This window comes from Photorhabdus sp. RM71S, from assembly GCF_042879355.1.
In the GTDB taxonomy this organism is placed as follows: domain Bacteria; phylum Pseudomonadota; class Gammaproteobacteria; order Enterobacterales; family Enterobacteriaceae; genus Photorhabdus; species Photorhabdus kayaii.
Genome location: NZ_JBHFKV010000022.1, coordinates 1 through 20,841, shown reverse-complemented (window position 1 = coordinate 20,841; position 20,841 = coordinate 1). Strand labels below are relative to the sequence as shown.

Genomic DNA, 20,841 nt, shown 5'->3' with positions numbered 1-20,841 from the left:
TGTCATATGAACTCTCTGTTTGCCAGCACGGCGCGTGGATTAGAAGAATTATTGAAGAACGAACTGGAAATGCTGGGTGCGCAATCATGCAAAATTGTGCAAGGCGGAGTTCATTTTCAAGGTGATGGCAAAGTGATGTATAAAAGTCTGATGTGGAGCAGGCTGGCATCACGTATTTTGCTACCGCTAAACGAATTTAATGTTTATAGCGATTTAGATCTCTATCTTGGAGTTCAGTCTATTGATTGGAGCCAGATTTTTTCTGTAGACAGTACTTTCTCTGTGCATTTCAGTGGCACAAATGAAGAAATACGTAACACGCAATATGGTGCGCTAAAAGTTAAAGATGCCATTGTCGATAGTTTTACTCGTAAGTTGGATCAACGCCCCAATGTGGCAAAGCAACAGCCGGATGTTCGCATTAATGTTTTTTTGAATAAAGAGAAAGCCAGTGTTGCATTGGATTTGAGTGGTGATGGTTTGCATATCCGAGGTTATCGCGATCTTGCTGGTCAAGCCCCACTGAAAGAAAATCTGGCTGCTGCGATTATTCTACGTTCAGGCTGGCAGATTGGTACTCCGATGGTCGATCCTATGTGTGGTTCCGGCACATTATTGATTGAAGCTGCAATGATGGCGGCTGATCGTGCTCCTGGGCTTCATCGTAACCACTGGGGCTTTATTGCTTGGTTGCAACATGATGAAGAAATTTGGCGTGAGGTGACCACAGAAGCGCAGATCCGCTTTTGTAAAGGTCTTCAGGAGACAGCTTCCCGTTTTGTTGGTTCTGATATTGATCGCAGAGTGCTGGATATGGCTCGGTCAAATGCTCGTAGAGCCGGGGTTGCGCAGTTGATAACTTTCCAGCAAGGTGATGCCAGTCGTCTGGAAAATCCGTTACCAGAAGGCCCTGCTGGAACAGTATTAAGTAATCCACCTTATGGTGAGCGTTTGGAAAGTGAGCCGGCATTGATTGCACTACACAGTTTGTTTGGGCGGATAATGAAAAGCCGTTTCCCTAGCTGGCGTCTGTCTCTATTTAGTGCGTCACCTGAATTGTTGAGCTGCTTGCAATTACGGGCTGAACGTGAGTTTAAAGCTAAAAATGGTCCATTGGATTGCGTACAGAAAAATTATCAGTTGTCAGATAAACCGCATTCATCAGAGGTGAATGTGGCGGAAGATTATGCCAATCGTCTGCGCAAAAATGAAAAGAAATTAACTCACTGGGCAAAACAGCAAGGGATTAATTGTTATCGTCTGTATGATGCTGATTTGCCAGAATACAATGTGGCTGTTGACCGTTATGCGGATAAAGTAGTGATTCAGGAATATGCTCCGCCAAAAAGTGTTGATGCTAATAAAGCGCGTCAGCGTTTATTTGATGTTATCAGTGCAACGATGCAAATTCTTGGACTTTCATCAAATCAATTAGTACTTAAAACTCGTCAGCGTCAGAAAGGCAAAAGCCAGTATGAAAGAATGGCAGAAAAACAGGAATTCTTTCTGGTAAATGAGTATGACGCAAAATTCTGGGTCAATTTAACTGACTATTTGGACACTGGCTTGTTCCTTGATCATCGTATTGCCCGAAAAATGCTAGGTGAAATGAGTGAAGGAAAAGATTTTCTGAATCTGTTTGCCTATACCGGAGCAGCGACGGTACATGCTGGATTAGGAGGCGCACGTTCAACAACGACGGTTGATATGTCTCGCACTTATCTTGAATGGGCTGAACGGAACTTACAGGCTAATGAATTAACCGGGCGTCAGCATCGGTTGATTCAGGCAGATTGTCTCACTTGGTTGGCACGGGCCAATGAACAGTTTGATTTGATTTTTATTGATCCGCCGACTTTTTCCAATTCTAAACGGATGGAAGATACATTTGATGTACAACGCGACCATATCATGTTGATGAGACAGCTTAAGCGCTTGTTGCGTCGTGGAGGAACGCTGATGTTCTCTAATAATAAACGTGGTTTTAAAATGGATTTTGCTGAGCTGGAAAAAGCAGGCTTGGTGGCAGAAGAAATCACCAGTAAAACCCAGTCGCAGGATTTTGCCCGCAATCGTCAGATTCACAACTGCTGGCTATTACGTCATGCTGGTGAGGAAAAATAATTACTATGTCATTGATAAATTTATCTGGTGCGTGGTTGTCGTTCAGTGATGCACCATTACTTGATAATGCAGAATTGCATATAGAAGAAAATGAAAGGGTTTGTCTGGTTGGCCGTAACGGTGCTGGAAAATCTACTTTGTTACGGGTATTAGCAAAAGAGCAGCCGTTGGATGATGGTCAGGTTATTTACGAACAGGATCTGGTTGTCGCCCGCTTACAGCAGGATCCCCCCCGTAATATAGAAGGGACGGTTTTTGATTTTGTTGCCGAAGGCGTTCAGGAGCAGGCCGAATATATTAAATCTTTTCATCTGGTCTCCCGCTTGGTGGAGCAGGATCCAAATGAGAAAAACCTTAACCGCCTGGCAGAATTGCAGGAGGTGCTGGATATTCGTGGGTTATGGTCACTGGATAGCCGCATTAATGACGTATTGAAACAGCTCTCTTTACCTGCGGAAGCGAAGCTCTCTTCTCTTTCAGGTGGTTGGTTGCGTAAGGCAGCATTGGGAAGGGCGTTGGTTAGTTTGCCAAAAGTCTTGCTTCTTGATGAACCAACTAACCACTTGGATATTGATACGATTGAATGGCTAGAGAATTTCCTGAAAGATTTTCAGGGTAGTCTTGTTTTCATTTCTCATGACCGTTCATTTATTCGCAATATGGCAACCCGTATCGTCGATTTGGATCGGGGTAAGTTAGTATCGTGGCCGGGTAATTACGATAAGTTTCTTGAAGGCAAAGAAGACGCGTTGCGTGTGGAAGAGATGCAAAATGCTGAGTTTGATCGTAAGTTGGCTCAGGAAGAAGTGTGGATACGTCAGGGGATTAAAGCGCGTCGTACTCGTAATGAAGGGCGTGTCAGGGCATTGAAGGCATTACGTATTGAGCGTTCACAACGCCGTGAAGTAATGGGAACCGCTAAAATACAGATGGGAGAAGCGAGTCGTTCCGGCAAAATTGTCTTTGAACTGGAAAATGTTAATTATCAAATTGGTGAAAGGAAACTGGTCAATAATTTCAGTGTGCAAATTCAGCGTGGGGATAAGATTGCACTGGTAGGACCAAATGGTTGTGGCAAAACAACTTTACTGAAACTGATGTTAGGTGAGCTGCAATCTGATAGTGGCCGTGTTCATTGTGGTACTAAACTAGAAATTGCTTATTTTGATCAGCATCGGATAGCACTTGATCCGGAAAGAACCGTAATGGATAACCTAGCTGAAGGTAAACAGGAAGTGATGGTGAATGGTCGTCCTCGTCATGTACTGGGTTATTTGCAGGATTTTCTGTTTCATCCCAAACGGGCAATGACACCGGTTAAAGCGCTTTCTGGTGGTGAAAGGAACCGATTGTTACTAGCGCGTCTATTCCTGAAACCCAGTAATTTGTTGGTACTTGATGAGCCAACCAACGATCTAGATGTGGAAACATTAGAGTTGCTGGAGGAGCTGGTAGACAATTATACAGGTACTGTATTGCTGGTGAGTCATGATCGTCAATTTGTTGATAACTCCGTGACAGAATGTTGGATTTTTGAAGGTAATGGTGCGATCAATAATTATGTTGGTGGTTATTACGATGCTCAGCAACAGCGCGAACAGGTTGTATCGTTGCGCCAGCAAAATAAGAAAAAACTTCAAACGGAAGTTAAAGTAGAAAAGATTAAGGAACCGCCAAAAAATTCTCGTAACAAAATGAGTTACCATTTATTACGAGAGTTAGAGCAATTACCATCATTGTTGGAGAAACTGGAAGAAGAGCTTGATCAGTTACAATCTCAAGTGAGTGATCCTGACTTTTTTAATCAGCCTCATGTAATAACCCAAAAAATATTGACTGAACTGTCTCAAAAAGAGCAAGCATTAGACGCGGCTTTTGATCGCTGGCAGGAATTGGAAACATTGAAAACAGTTAATAGTTAACATAATTAGCAGAATCATACTGCGAAATTCTTCTGAGTATGATTCTGTGGATATTCCCGATTTCCTTAACAGGGAGAAAGATCTTGTGTTCCGGTAACCATCATCATGAAATGGTATTGTGCCCTCAATGTGATTTGCTGGTGACATTGCCAGAATGGGTTCAGGGAACGAAGGCAGTTTGTCCTCGTTGTAAGACGACATTAGTCACATGGTGGAAAGAACCTAAACATCAGCCAACAGGTTATGCAGTCAGTGCATTATTTATGCTGTTAATGGCTTGCCTGTTTCCGTTTGTCAGCATGAGTGTGGCGGGAATTGGCAGTGAAATTACCTTATCTCAAATCCCTCAGGTGATGTTTAATGAAAATTACGTCAGTGTGGGAACATTCTTTTTGCTCTGTGTTCAACTGGTGCCTACGTTTTGTATGGTAGCGGTTATTCTCTTGTGCCAGGGTGTTGTTACTTCTCAGAAGATAAGAGTCTGGTTGGCCAGGGTTTTATTCCAGATGAAAAGCTGGTGTATGGTTGAAATCTTTCTGGCAGGGGTGTTAGTCAGCTTCGTTAAGTTAATGGCTTATGGTGATATTGGGTTAGGTTTAAGTTTTTTGCCATATTGTCTGTTCTGTCTTCTCCAGGTGAGAGCATTTCAATGTCTGGATCGCCACTGGTTATGGAATCAGATAACCCTCGCACCTAGGGTGAATATACCGTTACAGGCAGGAAGATCGGGGTTAGTGCAGGGTGTTCGATTATGCCAGTGTTGTACGGCTATTTTACCGGCAGACCAATTGGTATGTACACGTTGTTATACTCGTGGGCATGCCCGTCGTCGCAACAGTCTACAATGGACAATGGCACTGATAGTGACAGCTTTAATGCTGTATATTCCTGCTAATATTATGCCAATGATGGTGACAGAATCGTTAGGTAATCGGAGTGACTCCACTATTATGGCTGGAGTGATATTACTATGGAGTGTAGGTTCGTACCCGGTCGCTTTAGTCATTTTTATTGCTAGTATTATGGTGCCATCCTTGAAAATGCTGGCAATTAGCTGGTTGTGTTGGGATGCCAAAGGTCACGGTAAACGGGATTCCGCCCGAATGCATTTTATTTATGAAGTTGTCGAATTTGTTGGCCGTTGGTCAATGATTGATGTATTTGTTATCGCAATATTGTCATCACTGGTACGTATGGGGAAATTGATGAGTGTCTACCCTGCTATGGGGGCAGTTATTTTTACTTTAGTTGTGATCCTGACTATGTTTGCGGCAATGACATTTGATCCGCGTTTAATTTGGGATAGGGCCAACGTTAAACATTCGTTATAAGGCAATGAAGGGGTGTCAAGGTGACGGATAAAGTTGAAGACCAGAGTCAGGCTAAAATCGATAAAATTAAAAGTTGGTCGCCAGTCTGGATTGTACCGATTGTGACAGTGCTTATAGGTGCTTGGATATTGTTTTACCATTTCAACCACCAAGGGCCGGAAGTGACGTTGATTACCTTCAACGCGGAGGGCATTGAAGCCGGAAAAACTAAAATTAAAAGCCGTAGTGTGGATGTCGGCGTGGTTGAGAGGGTCATGCTGAGTGATGATCTTAGTCAAGTTATTATTAAGGCTCGGCTGAATGATGGCATGGAAAATCTATTGTGTAGTGACAGCGCTTTCTGGGTAGTGAAACCGCAGATTGGCCGTGATGGAATATCTGGTCTTGGTACTCTTCTGTCCGGGGCTTTTATTGAGCTTCAACCGGGAACGAATGGTGATGAAGAAGATGAATTTAATTTGTTGGATTCACCACCATTGGCTTCACCTGATGCAAAAGGTATTCGTGTCATCTTGGTCAGTGATAAAGCGGGTCAGCTCAATCCGGGTGATCCGGTGTTGTTTCGTGGTTATCGGGTTGGTTCTGTTGAAACCAGCGAGTTTGAACCGAAATCTCATCTGATGAGATATCAGCTATTTATTAATGCACCTTATGATGGTTTGTTGACAACCAATGTCCGCTTTTGGAAAGAGAGTGGTATTACCTTTGATATGTCTTCTCAGGGGGTACGTGTTGAAATGGCTTCGTTATCAACGTTGTTTGGTGGTGGTGTCAGTTTTGATGTGCCTAAGGGTTGGGAATTGGGTGAGCCAATTAAAGAAAAAGCCACTTACAAACTTTTTGACAACCAAAGAAGCATTCAGGACTCTTTATATACTGAACATAAAGATTATCTGTTGCTCTTCTCTGATTCTGTTCGAGGGCTACAGCCGGGTGCGCCAGTAGAGTTCCGTGGTATCCGTATGGGGACTGTGGCAAAAGTACCATTCTATTCAGAGGGAATGAGACAGCGGTTAGATAACGATTTTCGTATCCCAGTACTTATCTCCATTGAACCGGAGCGCTTTCAGAAGGAGCTGGGAGAAGGGTTTGATGTTGAGAAAGAGTTGAATAGCATAACTAAACGTGGTCTGCGGGCGTCCCTCAAGTCAGGTAACTTGCTGACAGGGGCACTGTTTATTGATTTGGATTTCTATCCAAATGAAAAAGGGTGGTCCGGTCCGTATGAAATTGCAGGTTATCCGCTATTGCCGACAATCAGTGGTGGCCTTGCTCAAATTCAACATAAGGTTATTGCAGCGTTAGACAAAATTAATAATATGCCGGTTGAGCCAATGTTTAATCAGGCTATCCGCACTTTGGAAGAGAGTCAGAAAGCGATCAGAAAAGCACAACAGACCCTTGATGAATTGAATAAGGTGCTGGCGAATCCTGAAACCAAAGATCTGCCAAAAGATATACAGAAAACATTGCAGGAGTTTAGCCGCAGTATGCAAGGTTTCCAGCCTGGTTCACCGGCTTATAACAAGATGTTGGATAATATGCAGCGATTAGATCAAGTGTTGAGTGAACTGCGACCTGTTCTGAGGACGTTGAATAATAAGAGCAATGCGTTAGTTTTTGAGTCTAAGCCAATTAAAGATCCAGAACCGAAAAAGGCTAAAAAATGATGAGAAGATTGGCATTAATTTTAGTGATTTTTATTTCTGCTTGTAGCCGTCAGCCAGAAAAAACTTACTATCAATTGCCGGTAGTAGCAATAGCATCACAAAAGAGTGCTATTGTGCAGCATGATCGCCAATTATGGGTACAACGGGTTATGTTGTCCGATTATCTGTCCTCCTCCGGTGTGGTGTATCAAAGTAGTGATGTTAGTTATGTCAGTGCGGCGAATCACTTGTGGGCAAGTCCACTTGAACAACAGTTACAGCAAGTGCTGGTAGCTGAGTTAACTATGGCATTGCCTCAGCGTTTAGTTTCTGCTCAACCATTGGTTAATAAGCCAGATACACTAGACGTGACAGTCACCAGTTTTCATGGTCGTTATGATGGTAAGGTGATTTTGCAAGGTTACTGGACATTAACGCATCAGGAGAATGTCGTTAAACAGTCCTTTAATCTGGCGCTAAAACAGCAAGAAGATGGTTACGATGATTTAGTCCGCACATTGGCAAAAGGATGGAGTCAGTTGGCGCAAGCTATTGCCAGTCAATTAATTTCCCAATCGTAACCCTCTGTCATTCTCCGAGTGTAAAACTTTTGCACTCGGAGAAAATTGGTATTATCAGTAGGATAAAAATTTCTCTTTATTATTAATACGTTATTGTTTTTTTTGTACTGATATAACAAATATTACATTAATATGAATTTCTTGACTTGATTTTCAAAATTTATAGGGGTATTTCTAAATTGTGGTTGGATGAATGATGACCACTGTTTTCTTTCTACTGATCTAGCTTATGAGGTAAATAAAAGCATGAAGAGACAGAAACGAGATCGTTTAGCACGAGCATTGTCGAGAGGGTACCATGCAGGTATTTTGGGGCGTCCAAGGGAGCATTGTCCCTATTATTCATTAGATGCCCGTTCTCATTGGTTAGGTGGATGGCGTCAGGCGATGGAAGACAGGTCGATGATGGCTTAGTCTGCCAAACTGATGGTATAGGTTAGGTGAGAAAAAACCTCCATTTCTTATCAGTGATATATATCCCAAATTTAATCTGACAGTGACTGATTGTTTATACAGATATCTGTCAGATTGAATCCTGTAAGTTTTCTCTGTCCAAATTTTCCTTTGACTGTGACTACCTTTGGTTGTGACGAAAGTAAAAATGCCCATACCATATAAAATAAGTTTTTTCCGGTGTTAATGGTTTATCAACTATTTAGTTATTTAGTGACTTATTCCCTCAGCTAAATCACCAGTGATATGTGAATGAATGGCCGCTAGGTAACATATCCTATTTAACCTATTCAATATGACGACTAATATTGCGGCCATTAAGTAATCTACTTGCTAATGCGAAGGATGATGGTAATTCAATAATTGCAGTGAGATGAGTCTGATAAACATTTATGATGTAATTCAACCCAAAAGAGACGGCTATATTCTTCAATCCCATCGACTGATATGGTTATAGTTTCATGACTTGTATAGGCTGTTTGAAGCAATGATAATAGCGTCGATCCGCCATTAATAGTACATACCCACCTAAATCCTTGGATACGGGTAGGCGTCGCTATTTTTCCATAGCAATCTCCATTTGTATTAGGCGCTTTTAGCATTTCGACGGTACCGTCAATTCTATCGAGTTTTGCAATGGCAGTTGGTGTAAGAGTTAATGCTATGATTATGAGCAGTATTTTTCTGATGTTCATATAATATTACCTCGGTGTGTTTGTTAATATTAATCATCAATATTAATCATTATTAATGTTTTCACCTGTTATCAGTATGCTCTGGTGAGCTTGTTTGATATATCAGGTCAATTTGATCATAGCACAATTTGCCAATTGTATACGGATTGGTCAGCGACAATTGGATGTTTATAATGCAGGTATCCAGGTGTGGATTTGTGTTATTTCTAGTCAAGGTAGGTCAAAGTTAGAACTTGATTTGATTTTTTTCTGTATGGATATTGAACCTCATACTCTGAGATATAACCGGAATTGCCTTGGAGGGAACAAAAATAGCACCAGGTATTTTTTTAATTGGTGGTGTGTTTTTAGTGAAAAAGGTGAAAAGCAATTAGCCAGCCAGTCACCTTCCTTTTCGATATGTTACTGATTATTTATTAGAAAGAGCTGGTATCTTTAAACAAGCCTACTTTCAAATCTGTTGCCGTATAGATGATTTTACCATCTACTAACACTTCACCATCAGCCAGTCCCATAATCAATTTACGGTTAATGACACGTTTAAAGTTGATACGGTAAGTGACTTTTTTAGCCGTTGGTAATACCTGGCCGGTGAACTTAACTTCACCAACGCCAAGGGCACGGCCTTTGCCTTCACCACCTAGCCAGCCAAGGAAGAATCCAACCAATTGCCACATGGCATCAAGGCCAAGGCAGCCGGGCATTACTGGGTCATTAATAAAATGACAGTCGAAAAACCATAAATCAGGGGTAATGTCCAGCTCTGCTTCTATATAGCCTTTATCGTAGGTACCGCCGTTTTCTGTCATTTCAATGATGCGATCCATCATTAGCATGTTACCAGATGGTAATGGCGGCCCATTTTCTCCGAACAGCTCACTGCGTCCAGATGCGATAAGATCTTCTTTTGTGTAGGATTTACGTTTATCAACCATATTATCAGATAGCCTTATATTTAATGTAGGGTAAATAATAGAGTACACTTGTACGCTGAACAACTCCGATCAGACATTCTGAATTAACCCAACCAGCGAAGAAACCACGGGAATTTAGGTCGTTCCTGATTATTCGCCTGTGTTATACGTTCTTGTATCATAGCTAACAAGTGTGTTTCTTGTTGATCATAATAAGGGATACCTGTCAATAAAGGCAGCGCTTCAGAAACATGTTTTACTGACCATAAATGAAATTTCTGCGCTTTTACTGCATCTACAACGGCTTGATTAAGACATAAATGATGGACGTTCGCCGCTGGTAGAATAACCCCCTGTTGACCAGTTAGTCCTCTGCGATAGCATATTTCAAAGAAACCTTCGATTTTTTCGTTAATACCACCGATTGGTTGAACATAACCAAATTGATCTACTGCACCTGTGACGGCCAGTTGTTGATCAATGGGTTGCAGGGAAAGAGCGCTTATCAGTGCGCATAATTCGGCAAGAGAGGCGCTGTCGCCGTCAACTTCACTATAGGACTGTTCAAATACAATAGATGCAGAGAAAGGTTGTGGCTGATCTAATTTTAGCTCGGAAATTAAAAATGCTTGCATAATCATCATGCCTTTCGCATGGATATTGCCGCCTAACTCAACTTTGCGTTCAACATCAACAAATTCCCCATCTCCCATATGGGCCACGCAAGTGATACGGGATGGTTCTCCTACTGGATCAGGATGGCCGGGATACTCTAGCACAGATAATCCATTAATTTGACCAATGACCATGCTTTGGGTACGGATAAGAATCTGGCCTGTGTGAATTTCCTCTAAACCACGTTCAGGCAGATAATTGTGACGCCAGCGGCGATTTTCCTCTGCTTGTTTAATTGATTGAGCTGTAATCTGATTTTCTTGCTGATAGAGTGACGCAGTAGTCAGTTGCCGTTGTAGCCAGAGAATATCTAAAGGCAGGTGGTGTTGATCTTCTACATGGCGGATTGCTTGTTGGACAAGCTCAGGCCAAGCATTATGACTCAATGGAGGTAATTGCCATTGTTGAATAAGCCCATTGATATAATTGCACCACAGGCTTAAATCCTGCTCATTATGAAATGGCATATCCAGCTCAAATTCGCCATATAGAGCGCTTTTTGCTAATTCAGGTTCTGTAGCCTGAAACTCTTCAAGGCTTAGACGATCTCCAACCAGGATCAGACGTAGCTTTAATGGCATAGAAGGGATAGGTAATGGTAACGGTTTGCTGCCATCCGGAGACAACCATTCAAAGCGTTGCTGAATAATCATCTGCTTCAGACGAACCCACATTAAGGGCTGAGACAGTAGGGTACGTAACGGTAGAATAAGTACACCGCCATTTACCTGATGAATCAGACCGGGTTGTAAGTGAATTTCTCCGTTGTGAGAATGGAAGCAGCCAAATAGTTGCTCTGCTTCTATCCATTCACGATAGGCGACGCGTAACTCAGGTGTGAAATAGCCTGCTGTTGATGGTTGCCAGCTAATTTTCTGTTGCTGTATGTGATAATTGCCACCAATTTGGGGAAGTTCTTTCGTGAGTAATGGACGGATAGACTCAGCTAACGCTGACAAATAAATATCACATTCTTCGGCTTTCAATAGCATAAAAGGCTGGCGGGAATCCATCCGGCAAAAAAGCTGTAAACCACTATGTAGCCGTGATTGAACGGCTTCCATGCTGGCAGACGCCTGTTGGGAAGCAGAATGAAAAAGTGCATCATAAGGAACGCAATTCGGCAGTAATGCCTGCCAGTCTAGTTTGTTAGTGGTCAAAGTGATCGCTGTATGTTGTAAAGTAGGAAAGCGTCGATTATACAAGATTAAGATATAAACCAACATGCTTGAATGTTTGCTATTGTAGGCACTTCATGTAAAAAATAATTTTTTCAAAAAACAGATATTAATCAATTTGGCTATAAGCAATTTACTAAAATAGTTGTTATGCTTATTTTTAGTTACGCTGTCACTGAGAAAGTAAGATGAAATATCAACAACTGGAAAATTTGGAATGTGGCTGGAAGTGGGCTTATCTGATGAAAAAACATCAAGAAGGCGAGCCAATTACTAAATATATTGAAAACAGCGCAGCTCATGCAGCCGTTGATAAACTCATTGAACTTGAGAGTGAACCGGTAAGGGTACTGAAATGGATTGAGCAGCATATGAATCCTGATTTATCCAACCGGATGAAACAAACTATCCGCGCTCGGCGTAAACGGCATTTTAATGCGGAACATCAGCATACTCGCAAGAAATCCATCGACTTAGATTTTCCTGTGTGGCATCGCTTATCTGCACTTTCTCAGCGACGGGGTAATACACTGTCTGAAACTATTATCCAGTTAATTGAAGATGCTGAGCGGAAAGAAAAGTATGCCAATCAGATGTCCAGCTTGAAACACGACTTGGAAGCTATTCTGGGTAAGAAAGAGTAATTTCAGTTGTGATAGGCTGGTATAGGCTGGTATAGGCTGGTATAGGCTGGTATAGGCTGGTATAGGTTGGTATCGCAACCAGCTCCTTAATAAGTTTGATATAAAATTTCACTATCGGTAAAAGAAAACCCCATCTGACAATGGGGCTTTCTGAGCTTTTGATGATTAATTACAACCAAGAAAGGCTATTATTGAGCAGATTGTGCTTGAGTAACAACCTCTTTAGTACCTTGAATTTCGATCTCTACACGACGATCTGGTGCCAGGCAGTTGATTAGGTTAGGTTTGCGAACCTTATCACAAGTAGAACCAGTGACTGGGTTTGCTTTACCGTGACCTTCCGCGCTGATGCTGCCGGCAGGGATACCTTTAGATACCAGATAGTCAACTACGCTTTGAGCGCGTTTCTGAGACAGTTTCTGATTGTAAACATCTTTACCGATACGGTCAGTGTAGCCTAAAACCAGTACTTTGCCCTGATTTGGGTCGATATTTGCTAACTCAGTATAGAGTTGATCCAGATTGTGCTTACCTTCGGCTTTCAGCTCAGAACTTGCAAATTCGAACAGCACATCAGAACGCAGGGTAAAACGTTTATTTTCAACAACGGGTGCTGGAGCTGGCGTTGGAGCAACAATCGGAGCTGGAGCAACAATCGGGGCTGCTGCTTCATCTTGGCCGAAGCGATAAGAAACACCTACGCTCAACAGACCGTTATCAGGACGTGCGCCTACTGAACCTGCATCTCCGACATTGTTAACCCACTGGTAATCCAGACGAGTAGCCCAGTCTTTAGTTATCGCATACTCAACGCCGATAGCTGCCAGTGGAGAAACACCGGTGTCGTGATTTTTCAGATGTCTGTTGGTTGCGCCGTAAGTTGCTTTGGAATCTGCCCGCCAAACCATACCACCCAGACGGGTATAGATATCCAAGTCATCCATAATTGGATAACTGAGTTTGGTTGCCAATTGGAAACCGTGAGCTTTGAAGGCACCATTATTGACGCTGCCTTTGTAAGACATACGACCTAACCAGTCATAACCTATTTCAAAACCTAGGTACGGATTGGCTTGATAACCTAAGAAAGCACCCGCACCCAGTTGGTTTTTGTGAGTAGGGCCATTACCGATTGCATTGGTATAATCGTTGCCGTAGAAATTTACGTCATGGTATTGGGACCAACCCAACTTACCACCGGTATACCAAGTGTTGTCTTTTGGAGCTGCTTGCGTTGCAGTTGTGAAAGCGGCCACTGCCACTGCTACCGCGATAGCTGTCTTTTTCATTTTAACGCCTCGTTATTATCATCACCCAATAGGCAAGTGGCTTTGGGAGCCTTTTTACTTACTGCCTACCCCATTAGGCTATTTCATTTGCCATCTTCGTAATAAAAGCAAACGCTGAGTTGGGCTCAAATTCTTCGGTACCCTTATTGTGTGTACGTTTTGAATTTTACGCATTTTCGTGTTCACTATTTATCCATAAGAATGGCCTGCACTAAATTTAATATCTACTAAGATAGGTTGTTGAGCCATATTGATTAAAAAACTCAGTTAGGAATACTGCACTATCATAAAACCGATAGACCAAACAATACCGCAGTACTAAGTGCAGTAACCTTTAATGGTGTAAAGTCTACAACGAAGTTAAAAAGTTACAAGTGCCCCTTGATTAATAGAGTAAAAAATTTAAAAGATAATGTATGATTTCAAAAAAACTTTACTATTCTTTACAACTAATCTTACCTTAATTAATTGATTTTAATTGTGATTAGTGGTTCTTGGCCTGAATTGGTTATTTTGTGTTATGAATATTGCAATAATTTCTAGCTTTGGTCAATGATAGTGAATGGAATGGATTTTTAGTAAATCTGATCGCGATTCAGCACGGTTAGTTTCTTTATTTGTATCTTGTGGGCGCATAATAAAGCCCAGTGCATTACCTTTTTGTGCCGCAGCCCGTAATCTTACGGTATCTTTTTCTGATAACTTTGGTAGCCAGCCAAGTACCACGCTGTAATTACCACTCGCCAATGCTCTTTCCATTGCCTCTACCGTTGTAATGGAGCTAATGCGATTTAATTGGATAACCTTATCTAAAGGTAATCCGGAGTTAATTAACCATTGGCGGCTCAGTTTCTTATGTGGACTAACCCATAGCAACCAGCGGGCTTCATTTCCTGATTGGCGTAACAACGGTAGTAATATACGATTAATGACCGCTTGGTTATCGCTATATTGGTTATCACTATAAATCAATTCACTCACTATGCCTTCTTTACCTTCTTTACCCGCTTTCACTACCCCATCTCTTTTGGCTGAATCATCTTGTACAGGTGAAGAGAGTGATAGCCGCTTTTTGGTTGACTGGTGTTTAGAAGGGTAAACCCAGGATGATTGAACGCCCATAATGAACCTCGCCACAATTAACTGTATTAATATACAGTATCTTCATGTCAGGCTAAGATCAAGTCTATTTTTTCAAAGAGCTTCGCAAATATTGATTGTAAATGGCTGTAAACTCATTTAACCATTGGCAGATAAAATTGGATTGCGTATGTTTTTAATTGCTTGTTCCTGTTATTTATTTTACTAGTAATTGGGACAAATCTATGGATAAGAGATTTATTTGCACAAAACTCATGGAGTGATCTGTATGTTTTTGTCTGAGGTACGTTTTACTCAACTCAAAAATGGTTTTTCTTCGTTTGGGGCATTGACAAGGAAGCCACAGTTTGGTGGTTACAGCCTGTTAGCTGATGGGATTATGTTCGCTATTATTGCTGATGGAGAATTATATTTAAGAGGAAATGGCCATGCTGAAGTATTATTTAAAGCCAGAGGAATGAAAAACTATATTTACTCGAAAAAAGGAGTGCCTGTAACTTTGCGTTATTATCAAGTTGTTGAGTCACTTTGGCAAGATCAAGAGTTGTTATCTCAATATGCGTATTTGGCTTATCATTACTCATTTATTGAAATGGCGGGTAAAAAGAAGATGCCAGAGCGTTTGAAGGATTTGCCTAATCTTGGAATGTCTTTGGAACGTCAGTTATGGAAAGTCGGAATATGTAAAGTTGAAGATTTGCGGTTGTTAGGTGCGAAAGCCAGTTATTTAAAACTGCATCAATATAAAAGAAATTCTAATGTTAGTTTATTACTTGCTTTGGCTGGTGCAATTGAAGGATGTCATTCAGCCGTTTTACCGGTACAGATCCGTAATGATTTATTACGCTGGCACAAAGAATTGGCTTGTTAGATCTTTATCGTGAACAGCTAAAGGAAGGGGCAGTCAACTGCCCCAGTATGTCAATCTGGTTATAATTGATTAATTCGTTTAATGATATTGGCGATTTTAGGTAGCAATTCTATTAATAAACTGATTTGTTGCAATACCAGTTGTTCTTTACTATTTCTTTCTACCGGCGCTTGCTCAATTCTTTTCACTATGTTGACAGGTATTTGCTTAATTCTATCATCGTCTATTAATATCGATTTTAATGCTGTATCGACATAACAAACAGCATCATTAAGAATATCCAAAATAGCTTTATTATCCAATTTATCTCGATGTGCTCCCAGCGCAGAGATGTAACTTAGCATAGTGTGATTTAGGCACAATAGCCGGAATGCTTTTTCTTGAGAAGTCTGGTCACTTTTCGGCTCGGCAGACATGTTTGAAATAACGGATACCAGTTCTGCATCACTATTATGGGCATCACGGCGGGCAATTCGATAGGTCAATCCATTATCTTTTCCCTGATGATATTGAACAAAAATGGCATCAAGATAGCGACAATTGGTGTTCATCGTCCGGTTTATCACTTGTGATAACTGGCGGAATTTCCAGTCTGGCCAAATGAAATTTACCGCTAACCAGGCGCTACCACAACCGATTAATGTGTCAATAATTCTTGGTAATGCGACTTCAAAGCCTTCATCTAACAAATTGAAGCATAATAATACCAGTAATGTGATAAACAGGGTTGCATGTGCATATTGGGTATTACGGAAGACGAAGAACAATACGCCAGAAATGACAATTAACACCAGTTGCCCCTCAATAGATGGCACAAAGTAAAGGATTGGCAAGCCGATCAATACGCCAGCAACAGTTCCTATGATTCTCAGTATCAAACGGCGGCGGGTAGCGCTGTAGTTGGGTTGGCAAACAAATAGACTGGTTAGTAAAATCCAATATCCATGTTGTAAATCTAGCAACTGGATCATGGTGTAACCACTACATAGCAGAACAGACATACGGATTGCATGACGGAACAGGGCTGATTGTGGGGTTAGGTGATGGTTGAGCCTTAAACAGATATCACGCCAGCCAGTCAACGTTTCGTCAGATAGTTGAGTCTCATCTTTTCTATCTCTGGAAAGATTGTATCGTCCAGAACTCATGCTTGCTAATTGTGCATCAATTGCGCGCAGGTTTTTCAGCAAGTTATATAAGGCGTTAATCTTGAGGTTGTGTTTCTGTTGTTTACTGAGTTGTTGTAGGGAACTTTCCAAATAGTTAAATGCACGTTCGACATGCGGATTGTGTTGGTATGGTTTGTGCCAAAGTATCGATTGAGCAATTTGTTCACATACACGGGCTTGCATAGAGAGAAGACGTTGAAAGCGAAACAGAATATCGCTGTAACGAAAAGTATGTAGTAAGCTCTGATATTGCACATGGGATGAACTTGCATGTTCGTGAATATCTTGTGCAACGAAGTAATAGTGCAGAGTGTGGTCGGTTCCTCGTTGGCTGCTATCGCCTTTCAGACGGGTCAGTAGGGAGGCTTTGGCTTGATTTAGCGTGTTAACTAAGACACTGTTGGCCATTGCCACATTAACGACGGATTGCTGGTATCCTTCTTCTATTATATCGGGATCAAACAGATTAGCTTTAGCATCAAGGTAAATTGCAAGTTGTTGGTAACAACGCGCTAGATTGTCTTGTAACGGACGGATGGGGAACAGCAAATGACCGGTTAGGGTTAGCAGGTTATACCAGATTGCACCTGTCAGCAGTAATAGAGGTTGTTGATACCATAGAGGGAAAATAGACGAACCAAGCATGGTATAAATCGCGATCAACAACGCACCAAATGCAATAGTGGCATAACGTTGTCCGAGGGCTCCCAGTAAGATAAAACTGCAAGTGGATAACGCCAGTCCAATGGTAAAAAGCCAAGGATAAGGGAACAGTAATTCAATAGAGGCTGAAGCGATAAAGAAAGAAATCAGCGTGATCACTAGGTTACGTAAACGGCCAGTCAGACGATCATCAAGATCAGCGAGTGCTGCGGCAACAACGCCCAAGGTCAATGAGATAGTTATTTTAGGCTCTTTATTCAGAAGCCAAGGCACTAGTGTTGTTCCAGCCAAGGCGATTAGGATACGGTTATAATAGAGAAAATGACTGTTATAAAGAAAACGGCGCAGACCGGAGAAAACAGTTAGCACAAGATACCTCTGAGGTAATAATAACGGCCATAAATAACTATTATGATAAAAGGTTTATTGGTGATAAAAAACTCTTATAAGACATAATTCAACTATTTTTTAGGTACGGCGCTCGATAATGGAACTTAAAGCAACACAAATTGGCCAACGCCTTGCTCAGCATCCTTATAATCGGGTGCGCTTGCTGAATGCAGGTATTGAAGTCAGTGGTGAAAAGCATCAATACCTGATCCCATTTAACCAGTTAACTAATATTCAGTGTAAACGGGGTATCATCTGGGGTGAGTTAGAGTTTGAACTATCCGATAGACAAACGGTTCGTCTTCATGGCACTGAATGGCAGCAAACTCAGCGTTTTTACCATTATCTGCTTAGTGAATGGCAGAAATGGAGCCAGGAAATGAGTGATATTAGTGCTAATGTACTGGCAACTCAGGTTAGTGAAATCAACAGCATTGACCAACAGAATCGCTGGCTTAAAAAAACGGATTTGTTCCATTTGCAACAGCGGATTCAGGCAGCGTTGCAGGCTTTACCATTGCCGTTACAACGTCTGGAACAATTTGATAGTTGCCGGGATGGGTATCAAACGTGTTTGCGCTGGCTTGAGAATGGTGAAAAGCTTGTTGAAAAGATGAACCTGCAATGGACAGAACGTATGTTGGAGCAACATCGTGACTTTTTTCAGCGGGTAGAAACATCTCCGTTAAATCTTTCTCAGAGTTTGGCTGTTGTTAATGGTGAAAATTCAGTTCTGGTTCTTGCTGGTGCGGGGAGTGGAAAAACATCTGTGTTAGTTGCGAGAGCGGGCTGGTTATTACTTCGTCAACAGGTAATTCCCGAACAGATATTGCTGTTGGTGTTTGATAATCAGGCTGTAAGTGAGGTGAATGAACGGATTCATACCCGTCTTGGTGTGAATGATATTAAAGTAAAAACGTTTCATGCTCTGGCGCTGCATATCATTCAGCAAGGAAATAATAAAGTACCAAAAATCAGCGAACTGGAAACTGACGAGCAAAAAAGAAGAGATTTTTTGGTTAAACACTGGCAACAACAATGCAGTGAGAAGAAAGCACAGGCCAAAGGTTGGCGGGAATATCTGACGGAAGAGTTGCAATGGGAAGTGCCGGAAGGTGAATTTTGGCATGATGAACAGCTTGCTAATCGCTTGTCAGACCGGCTTGAGCGTTGGTTGGGTTTGATGCGTATACATGGTGGTAGTCAGAAGGCGATGATAGAGCAAGCTCAGGAAGAGTATCTGAATCGGTTTCAAAAATGTATTCGCCTGATGGGGCCTTTATTAAAAGCATGGAAATCTGAATTAAAAACAGAAGGTGCTGTTGATTACTCAGGGTTAATCCATCAGGCCGTGAATATTCTGGATAAAGGGCGGTTTATCAGCCCTTGGAAGCATATTCTGGTCGATGAGTTTCAGGATATTTCACCATTAGGGGCCAAATTGCTCACTGCATTGCGAGCACAAAACAGCCAAAGCTGTCTGTTTGCAGTAGGGGATGATTGGCAAGCAATATATTGTTTCAATGGTGTGGAGCCGATGTTGACTACCGTATTTGCTGATTATTTTGGTAAAGATGCTGAATATGTATTGGATATCTCTTATCGATTTAATGAAAGGATTGGTGAAGTTGCTAATGCGTTTGTGCAGCAAAACCCAAATCAATTAAGGAAGCCATTAAATAGCTTGATTAAGGGTAATAAAAAATCAATTGTTATCCTGCCAGAAGATCAGCTTGAATCTTTATTGAATAAAATGAGTGGTTATATCACTGAGCAGGAAACGATTTTATTACTGGCACGTTATCACTATTTGAAACCTGAATTACTGAGAAAAGCAGGAACTCGCTGGCCTAAACTGAAAATAGAGTTTATGACTATCCATGCTTCCAAAGGGCGACAAGCGGATTATGTAATTATTCTTGGTTTGCATCAGGGGCAAGATGGTTTTCCTACACCAGCAAGGGAATCTGTGATGGAGCGGGTTTTATTGCCGCCGCCGGAAGATTTTCCGGATGCGGAGGAGCGTCGCCTTTTGTATGTTGCATTAACACGGGCGAAGAAGCAGGTGAGGTTGATGCAGAATAACAAGAATCCATCGGTGTTTGTGCGTCAATTAGAGCGGTTAAATGTGCCTGTTCAACGTAAACCTTGAGGTTTTGCTTTGGCTGAAATATTCAGGGCTATCATGGGATATCTTTGCTGGAGATCCTACTTTGTTTTTTCTTGGTATCTGACTTGGAGAAAGCACGTAGTTATAGGTATATACCCGTTATCTTTCAAGTTGCCTCTTTGTTGGCTGCACTCGCTCACCCCGGTCACATAGTTTGCTATGCTCCCGGGGATTCACTCCCTTGCCGTCGCTATGCATCTTGAAATCCATAGGGTATATATATGTTGTAAAGACTTATTTCAGACGGTCATTCAAATAGTGTTGATAATCAGGTATTTGAATATTTACTGATTCAGAAAACAGAGGGGAACCAACAATAAAATCCGCAGACGCCAGATTGGTTGCAACTGGGATATTCCATACTGTAGCAAGGCGCAGCAGTGCTTTTACATCAGGATCATGAGGCACGGAATTAAGTGGATCCCAGAAAAATATCAACACATCAATTTTCCCTTCTGAGATTAGAGAACCAATTTGTTGATCTCCCCCCATTGGGCCACTAAGCATATTGGTAACGGGTAATCCGGTTTCGTTCTGAATCAGATTACCTGTTGTGCCGGTAGCGTATAAATGATGTTTCTTGAGTAAATTCTTATGTTTTTTGGACCAGGTTAATAGCGAAGTTTTACAGTGGTCATGCGCAATAAGCGCTATATTTTTAGCGGTTGCCATTGTGCGGGTTGTCAATTCCATGAGGATACCTTAGTGATCATTATTATGTTTTCGAATGCAGTGAGCTCAATTGATAACAATATTTATCATATACATTGTAATAAATAAACAAAGTAAAAATATCGAATTTAAGGAGGAGTAAATGAGTGACCGGAAAATTGCAGACATCTTAAAACGAGTAAAAACAATCGCTCTGGTCGGCGCGAGTGAAAAAACGACTCGTCCAAGTTATAAAGTTACCTGATTACCATCGAATCTCAGCTAGCTTGAGTAAATACTCAGGCATAGGTGCTGCTCGAATACATGAATAAATAAGCTGTTCGAATGTTCTTTTAAGGTTAAAGCGCCAA

At 41.5% G+C, this 20,841-nt stretch carries 16 protein-coding genes and 2 pseudogenes; 10 read left to right on the top strand and 8 right to left on the bottom strand.

All coding sequences use genetic code 11. The features are described from left to right. The first annotated feature begins 6 nt into the window (after positions 1-6). The 6 genes from rlmKL to rmf all read left to right on the top strand — a co-directional run bounded on the left by rlmKL (position 7) and on the right by rmf (position 8,021). Positions 7-2,124 (top strand): bifunctional 23S rRNA (guanine(2069)-N(7))-methyltransferase RlmK/23S rRNA (guanine(2445)-N(2))-methyltransferase RlmL, encoded by a 2,118-nt coding sequence (gene rlmKL / locus ACGF5R_RS12985; protein WP_112876527.1) that lies wholly within the window; start codon positions 7-9, stop codon positions 2,122-2,124. Between the two features lie 5 nt (positions 2,125-2,129). Beyond that, on the top strand, positions 2,130-4,046 hold the full coding sequence (locus tag ACGF5R_RS12980) for an ABC transporter ATP-binding protein (protein ID WP_387691167.1): 1,917 nt from the start codon (positions 2,130-2,132) through the stop codon (positions 4,044-4,046). 83 nt (positions 4,047-4,129) lie between these two features. Next, the gene (pqiA, locus tag ACGF5R_RS12975; protein ID WP_262980741.1) at positions 4,130-5,377 is read left to right on the top strand and encodes a membrane integrity-associated transporter subunit PqiA; all 1,248 of its coding nucleotides are present in this window, start codon (positions 4,130-4,132) and stop codon (positions 5,375-5,377) included. A gap of 20 nt (positions 5,378-5,397) precedes the next feature. Next, positions 5,398-7,047, top strand: coding sequence for an intermembrane transport protein PqiB (gene pqiB, locus ACGF5R_RS12970; protein WP_112876524.1), 1,650 nt, complete (start codon positions 5,398-5,400; stop codon positions 7,045-7,047). Next, positions 7,044-7,607: a membrane integrity-associated transporter subunit PqiC gene (gene pqiC, locus ACGF5R_RS12965; protein WP_262980740.1), complete on the top strand. Its 564-nt coding sequence runs from the start codon at positions 7,044-7,046 to the stop codon at positions 7,605-7,607. The genes pqiB and pqiC overlap by 4 nt, the downstream gene beginning before the upstream one ends. A 246-nt stretch (positions 7,608-7,853) precedes the next feature. Then, the gene (rmf, locus tag ACGF5R_RS12960; protein WP_112876661.1) at positions 7,854-8,021 is read left to right on the top strand and encodes a ribosome modulation factor; all 168 of its coding nucleotides are present in this window, start codon (positions 7,854-7,856) and stop codon (positions 8,019-8,021) included. Positions 8,022-8,416: 395 nt separating this feature from the next. On the opposite strand, the gene ACGF5R_RS12955 is transcribed toward rmf, so the two are convergent. The 3 genes from ACGF5R_RS12955 to ACGF5R_RS12945 all read right to left on the bottom strand — a co-directional run bounded on the left by ACGF5R_RS12955 (position 8,417) and on the right by ACGF5R_RS12945 (position 11,504). Further along, on the bottom strand, positions 8,417-8,755 hold the full coding sequence (locus tag ACGF5R_RS12955; protein ID WP_112876523.1) for a hypothetical protein: 339 nt from the start codon (positions 8,753-8,755) through the stop codon (positions 8,417-8,419). 416 nt (positions 8,756-9,171) lie between these two features. Beyond that, the gene (gene fabA / locus ACGF5R_RS12950) at positions 9,172-9,690 is read right to left on the bottom strand and encodes a bifunctional 3-hydroxydecanoyl-ACP dehydratase/trans-2-decenoyl-ACP isomerase (protein ID WP_036768799.1); all 519 of its coding nucleotides are present in this window, start codon (positions 9,688-9,690) and stop codon (positions 9,172-9,174) included. 83 nt (positions 9,691-9,773) lie between these two features. Further along, positions 9,774-11,504 (bottom strand): AAA family ATPase, encoded by a 1,731-nt coding sequence (locus ACGF5R_RS12945; protein WP_387691212.1) that lies wholly within the window; start codon positions 11,502-11,504, stop codon positions 9,774-9,776. Between the two features lie 206 nt (positions 11,505-11,710). Between ACGF5R_RS12945 and matP the strand changes: the two genes are divergently transcribed. Beyond that, positions 11,711-12,166 carry a macrodomain Ter protein MatP gene (matP, locus tag ACGF5R_RS12940; RefSeq protein WP_112876522.1) on the top strand — a complete coding sequence of 152 codons (456 nt, stop codon included), beginning with the start codon at positions 11,711-11,713 and terminating at the stop codon, positions 12,164-12,166. Between the two features lie 188 nt (positions 12,167-12,354). Here the strand turns inward: matP and ompA are convergent, their stop codons facing one another. Together ompA and sulA are read right to left on the bottom strand one after the other, a co-directional pair. After that, a complete protein-coding gene (ompA, locus tag ACGF5R_RS12935) occupies positions 12,355-13,455 on the bottom strand; it encodes a porin OmpA (RefSeq protein WP_262981613.1) in 1,101 nt (366 codons plus the stop codon). A gap of 549 nt (positions 13,456-14,004) precedes the next feature. After that, positions 14,005-14,577, bottom strand: a complete 573-nt coding sequence (sulA, locus tag ACGF5R_RS12930; protein ID WP_112877855.1) for an SOS-induced cell division inhibitor SulA — start codon at positions 14,575-14,577, stop codon at positions 14,005-14,007. 247 nt (positions 14,578-14,824) lie between these two features. Between sulA and ACGF5R_RS12925 the strand changes: the two genes are divergently transcribed. Further along, positions 14,825-15,427 carry a TfoX/Sxy family DNA transformation protein gene (locus ACGF5R_RS12925; RefSeq protein WP_112877856.1) on the top strand — a complete coding sequence of 201 codons (603 nt, stop codon included), beginning with the start codon at positions 14,825-14,827 and terminating at the stop codon, positions 15,425-15,427. Positions 15,428-15,486: 59 nt separating this feature from the next. Here ACGF5R_RS12925 and yccS read toward each other — a convergent pair whose 3' ends face one another. Then, a complete protein-coding gene (gene yccS, locus ACGF5R_RS12920; protein WP_387691164.1) occupies positions 15,487-17,628 on the bottom strand; it encodes a YccS family putative transporter in 2,142 nt (713 codons plus the stop codon). 118 nt (positions 17,629-17,746) lie between these two features. Here yccS and helD point away from each other — a divergent pair, with 118 nt between their 5' ends. Then, complete coding sequence (helD, locus tag ACGF5R_RS12915; RefSeq protein ID WP_262981615.1) at positions 17,747-19,801, top strand: DNA helicase IV; 2,055 nt, start codon at positions 17,747-17,749, stop codon at positions 19,799-19,801. Positions 19,802-20,053: 252 nt separating this feature from the next. Here the strand turns inward: helD and mgsA are convergent, their stop codons facing one another. Then, positions 20,054-20,512 carry a methylglyoxal synthase gene (mgsA, locus tag ACGF5R_RS12910; RefSeq protein WP_387691161.1) on the bottom strand — a complete coding sequence of 153 codons (459 nt, stop codon included), beginning with the start codon at positions 20,510-20,512 and terminating at the stop codon, positions 20,054-20,056. A gap of 121 nt (positions 20,513-20,633) precedes the next feature. Between mgsA and ACGF5R_RS12905 the strand changes: the two are divergent. Then, positions 20,634-20,729, top strand: a pseudogene (locus ACGF5R_RS12905) (CoA-binding protein); the annotation flags it as partial. 6 nt (positions 20,730-20,735) lie between these two features. Here ACGF5R_RS12905 and ACGF5R_RS12900 read toward each other — a convergent pair. Then, positions 20,736-20,841 (bottom strand): annotated as a pseudogene (locus ACGF5R_RS12900) (IS1595 family transposase); the annotation flags it as partial.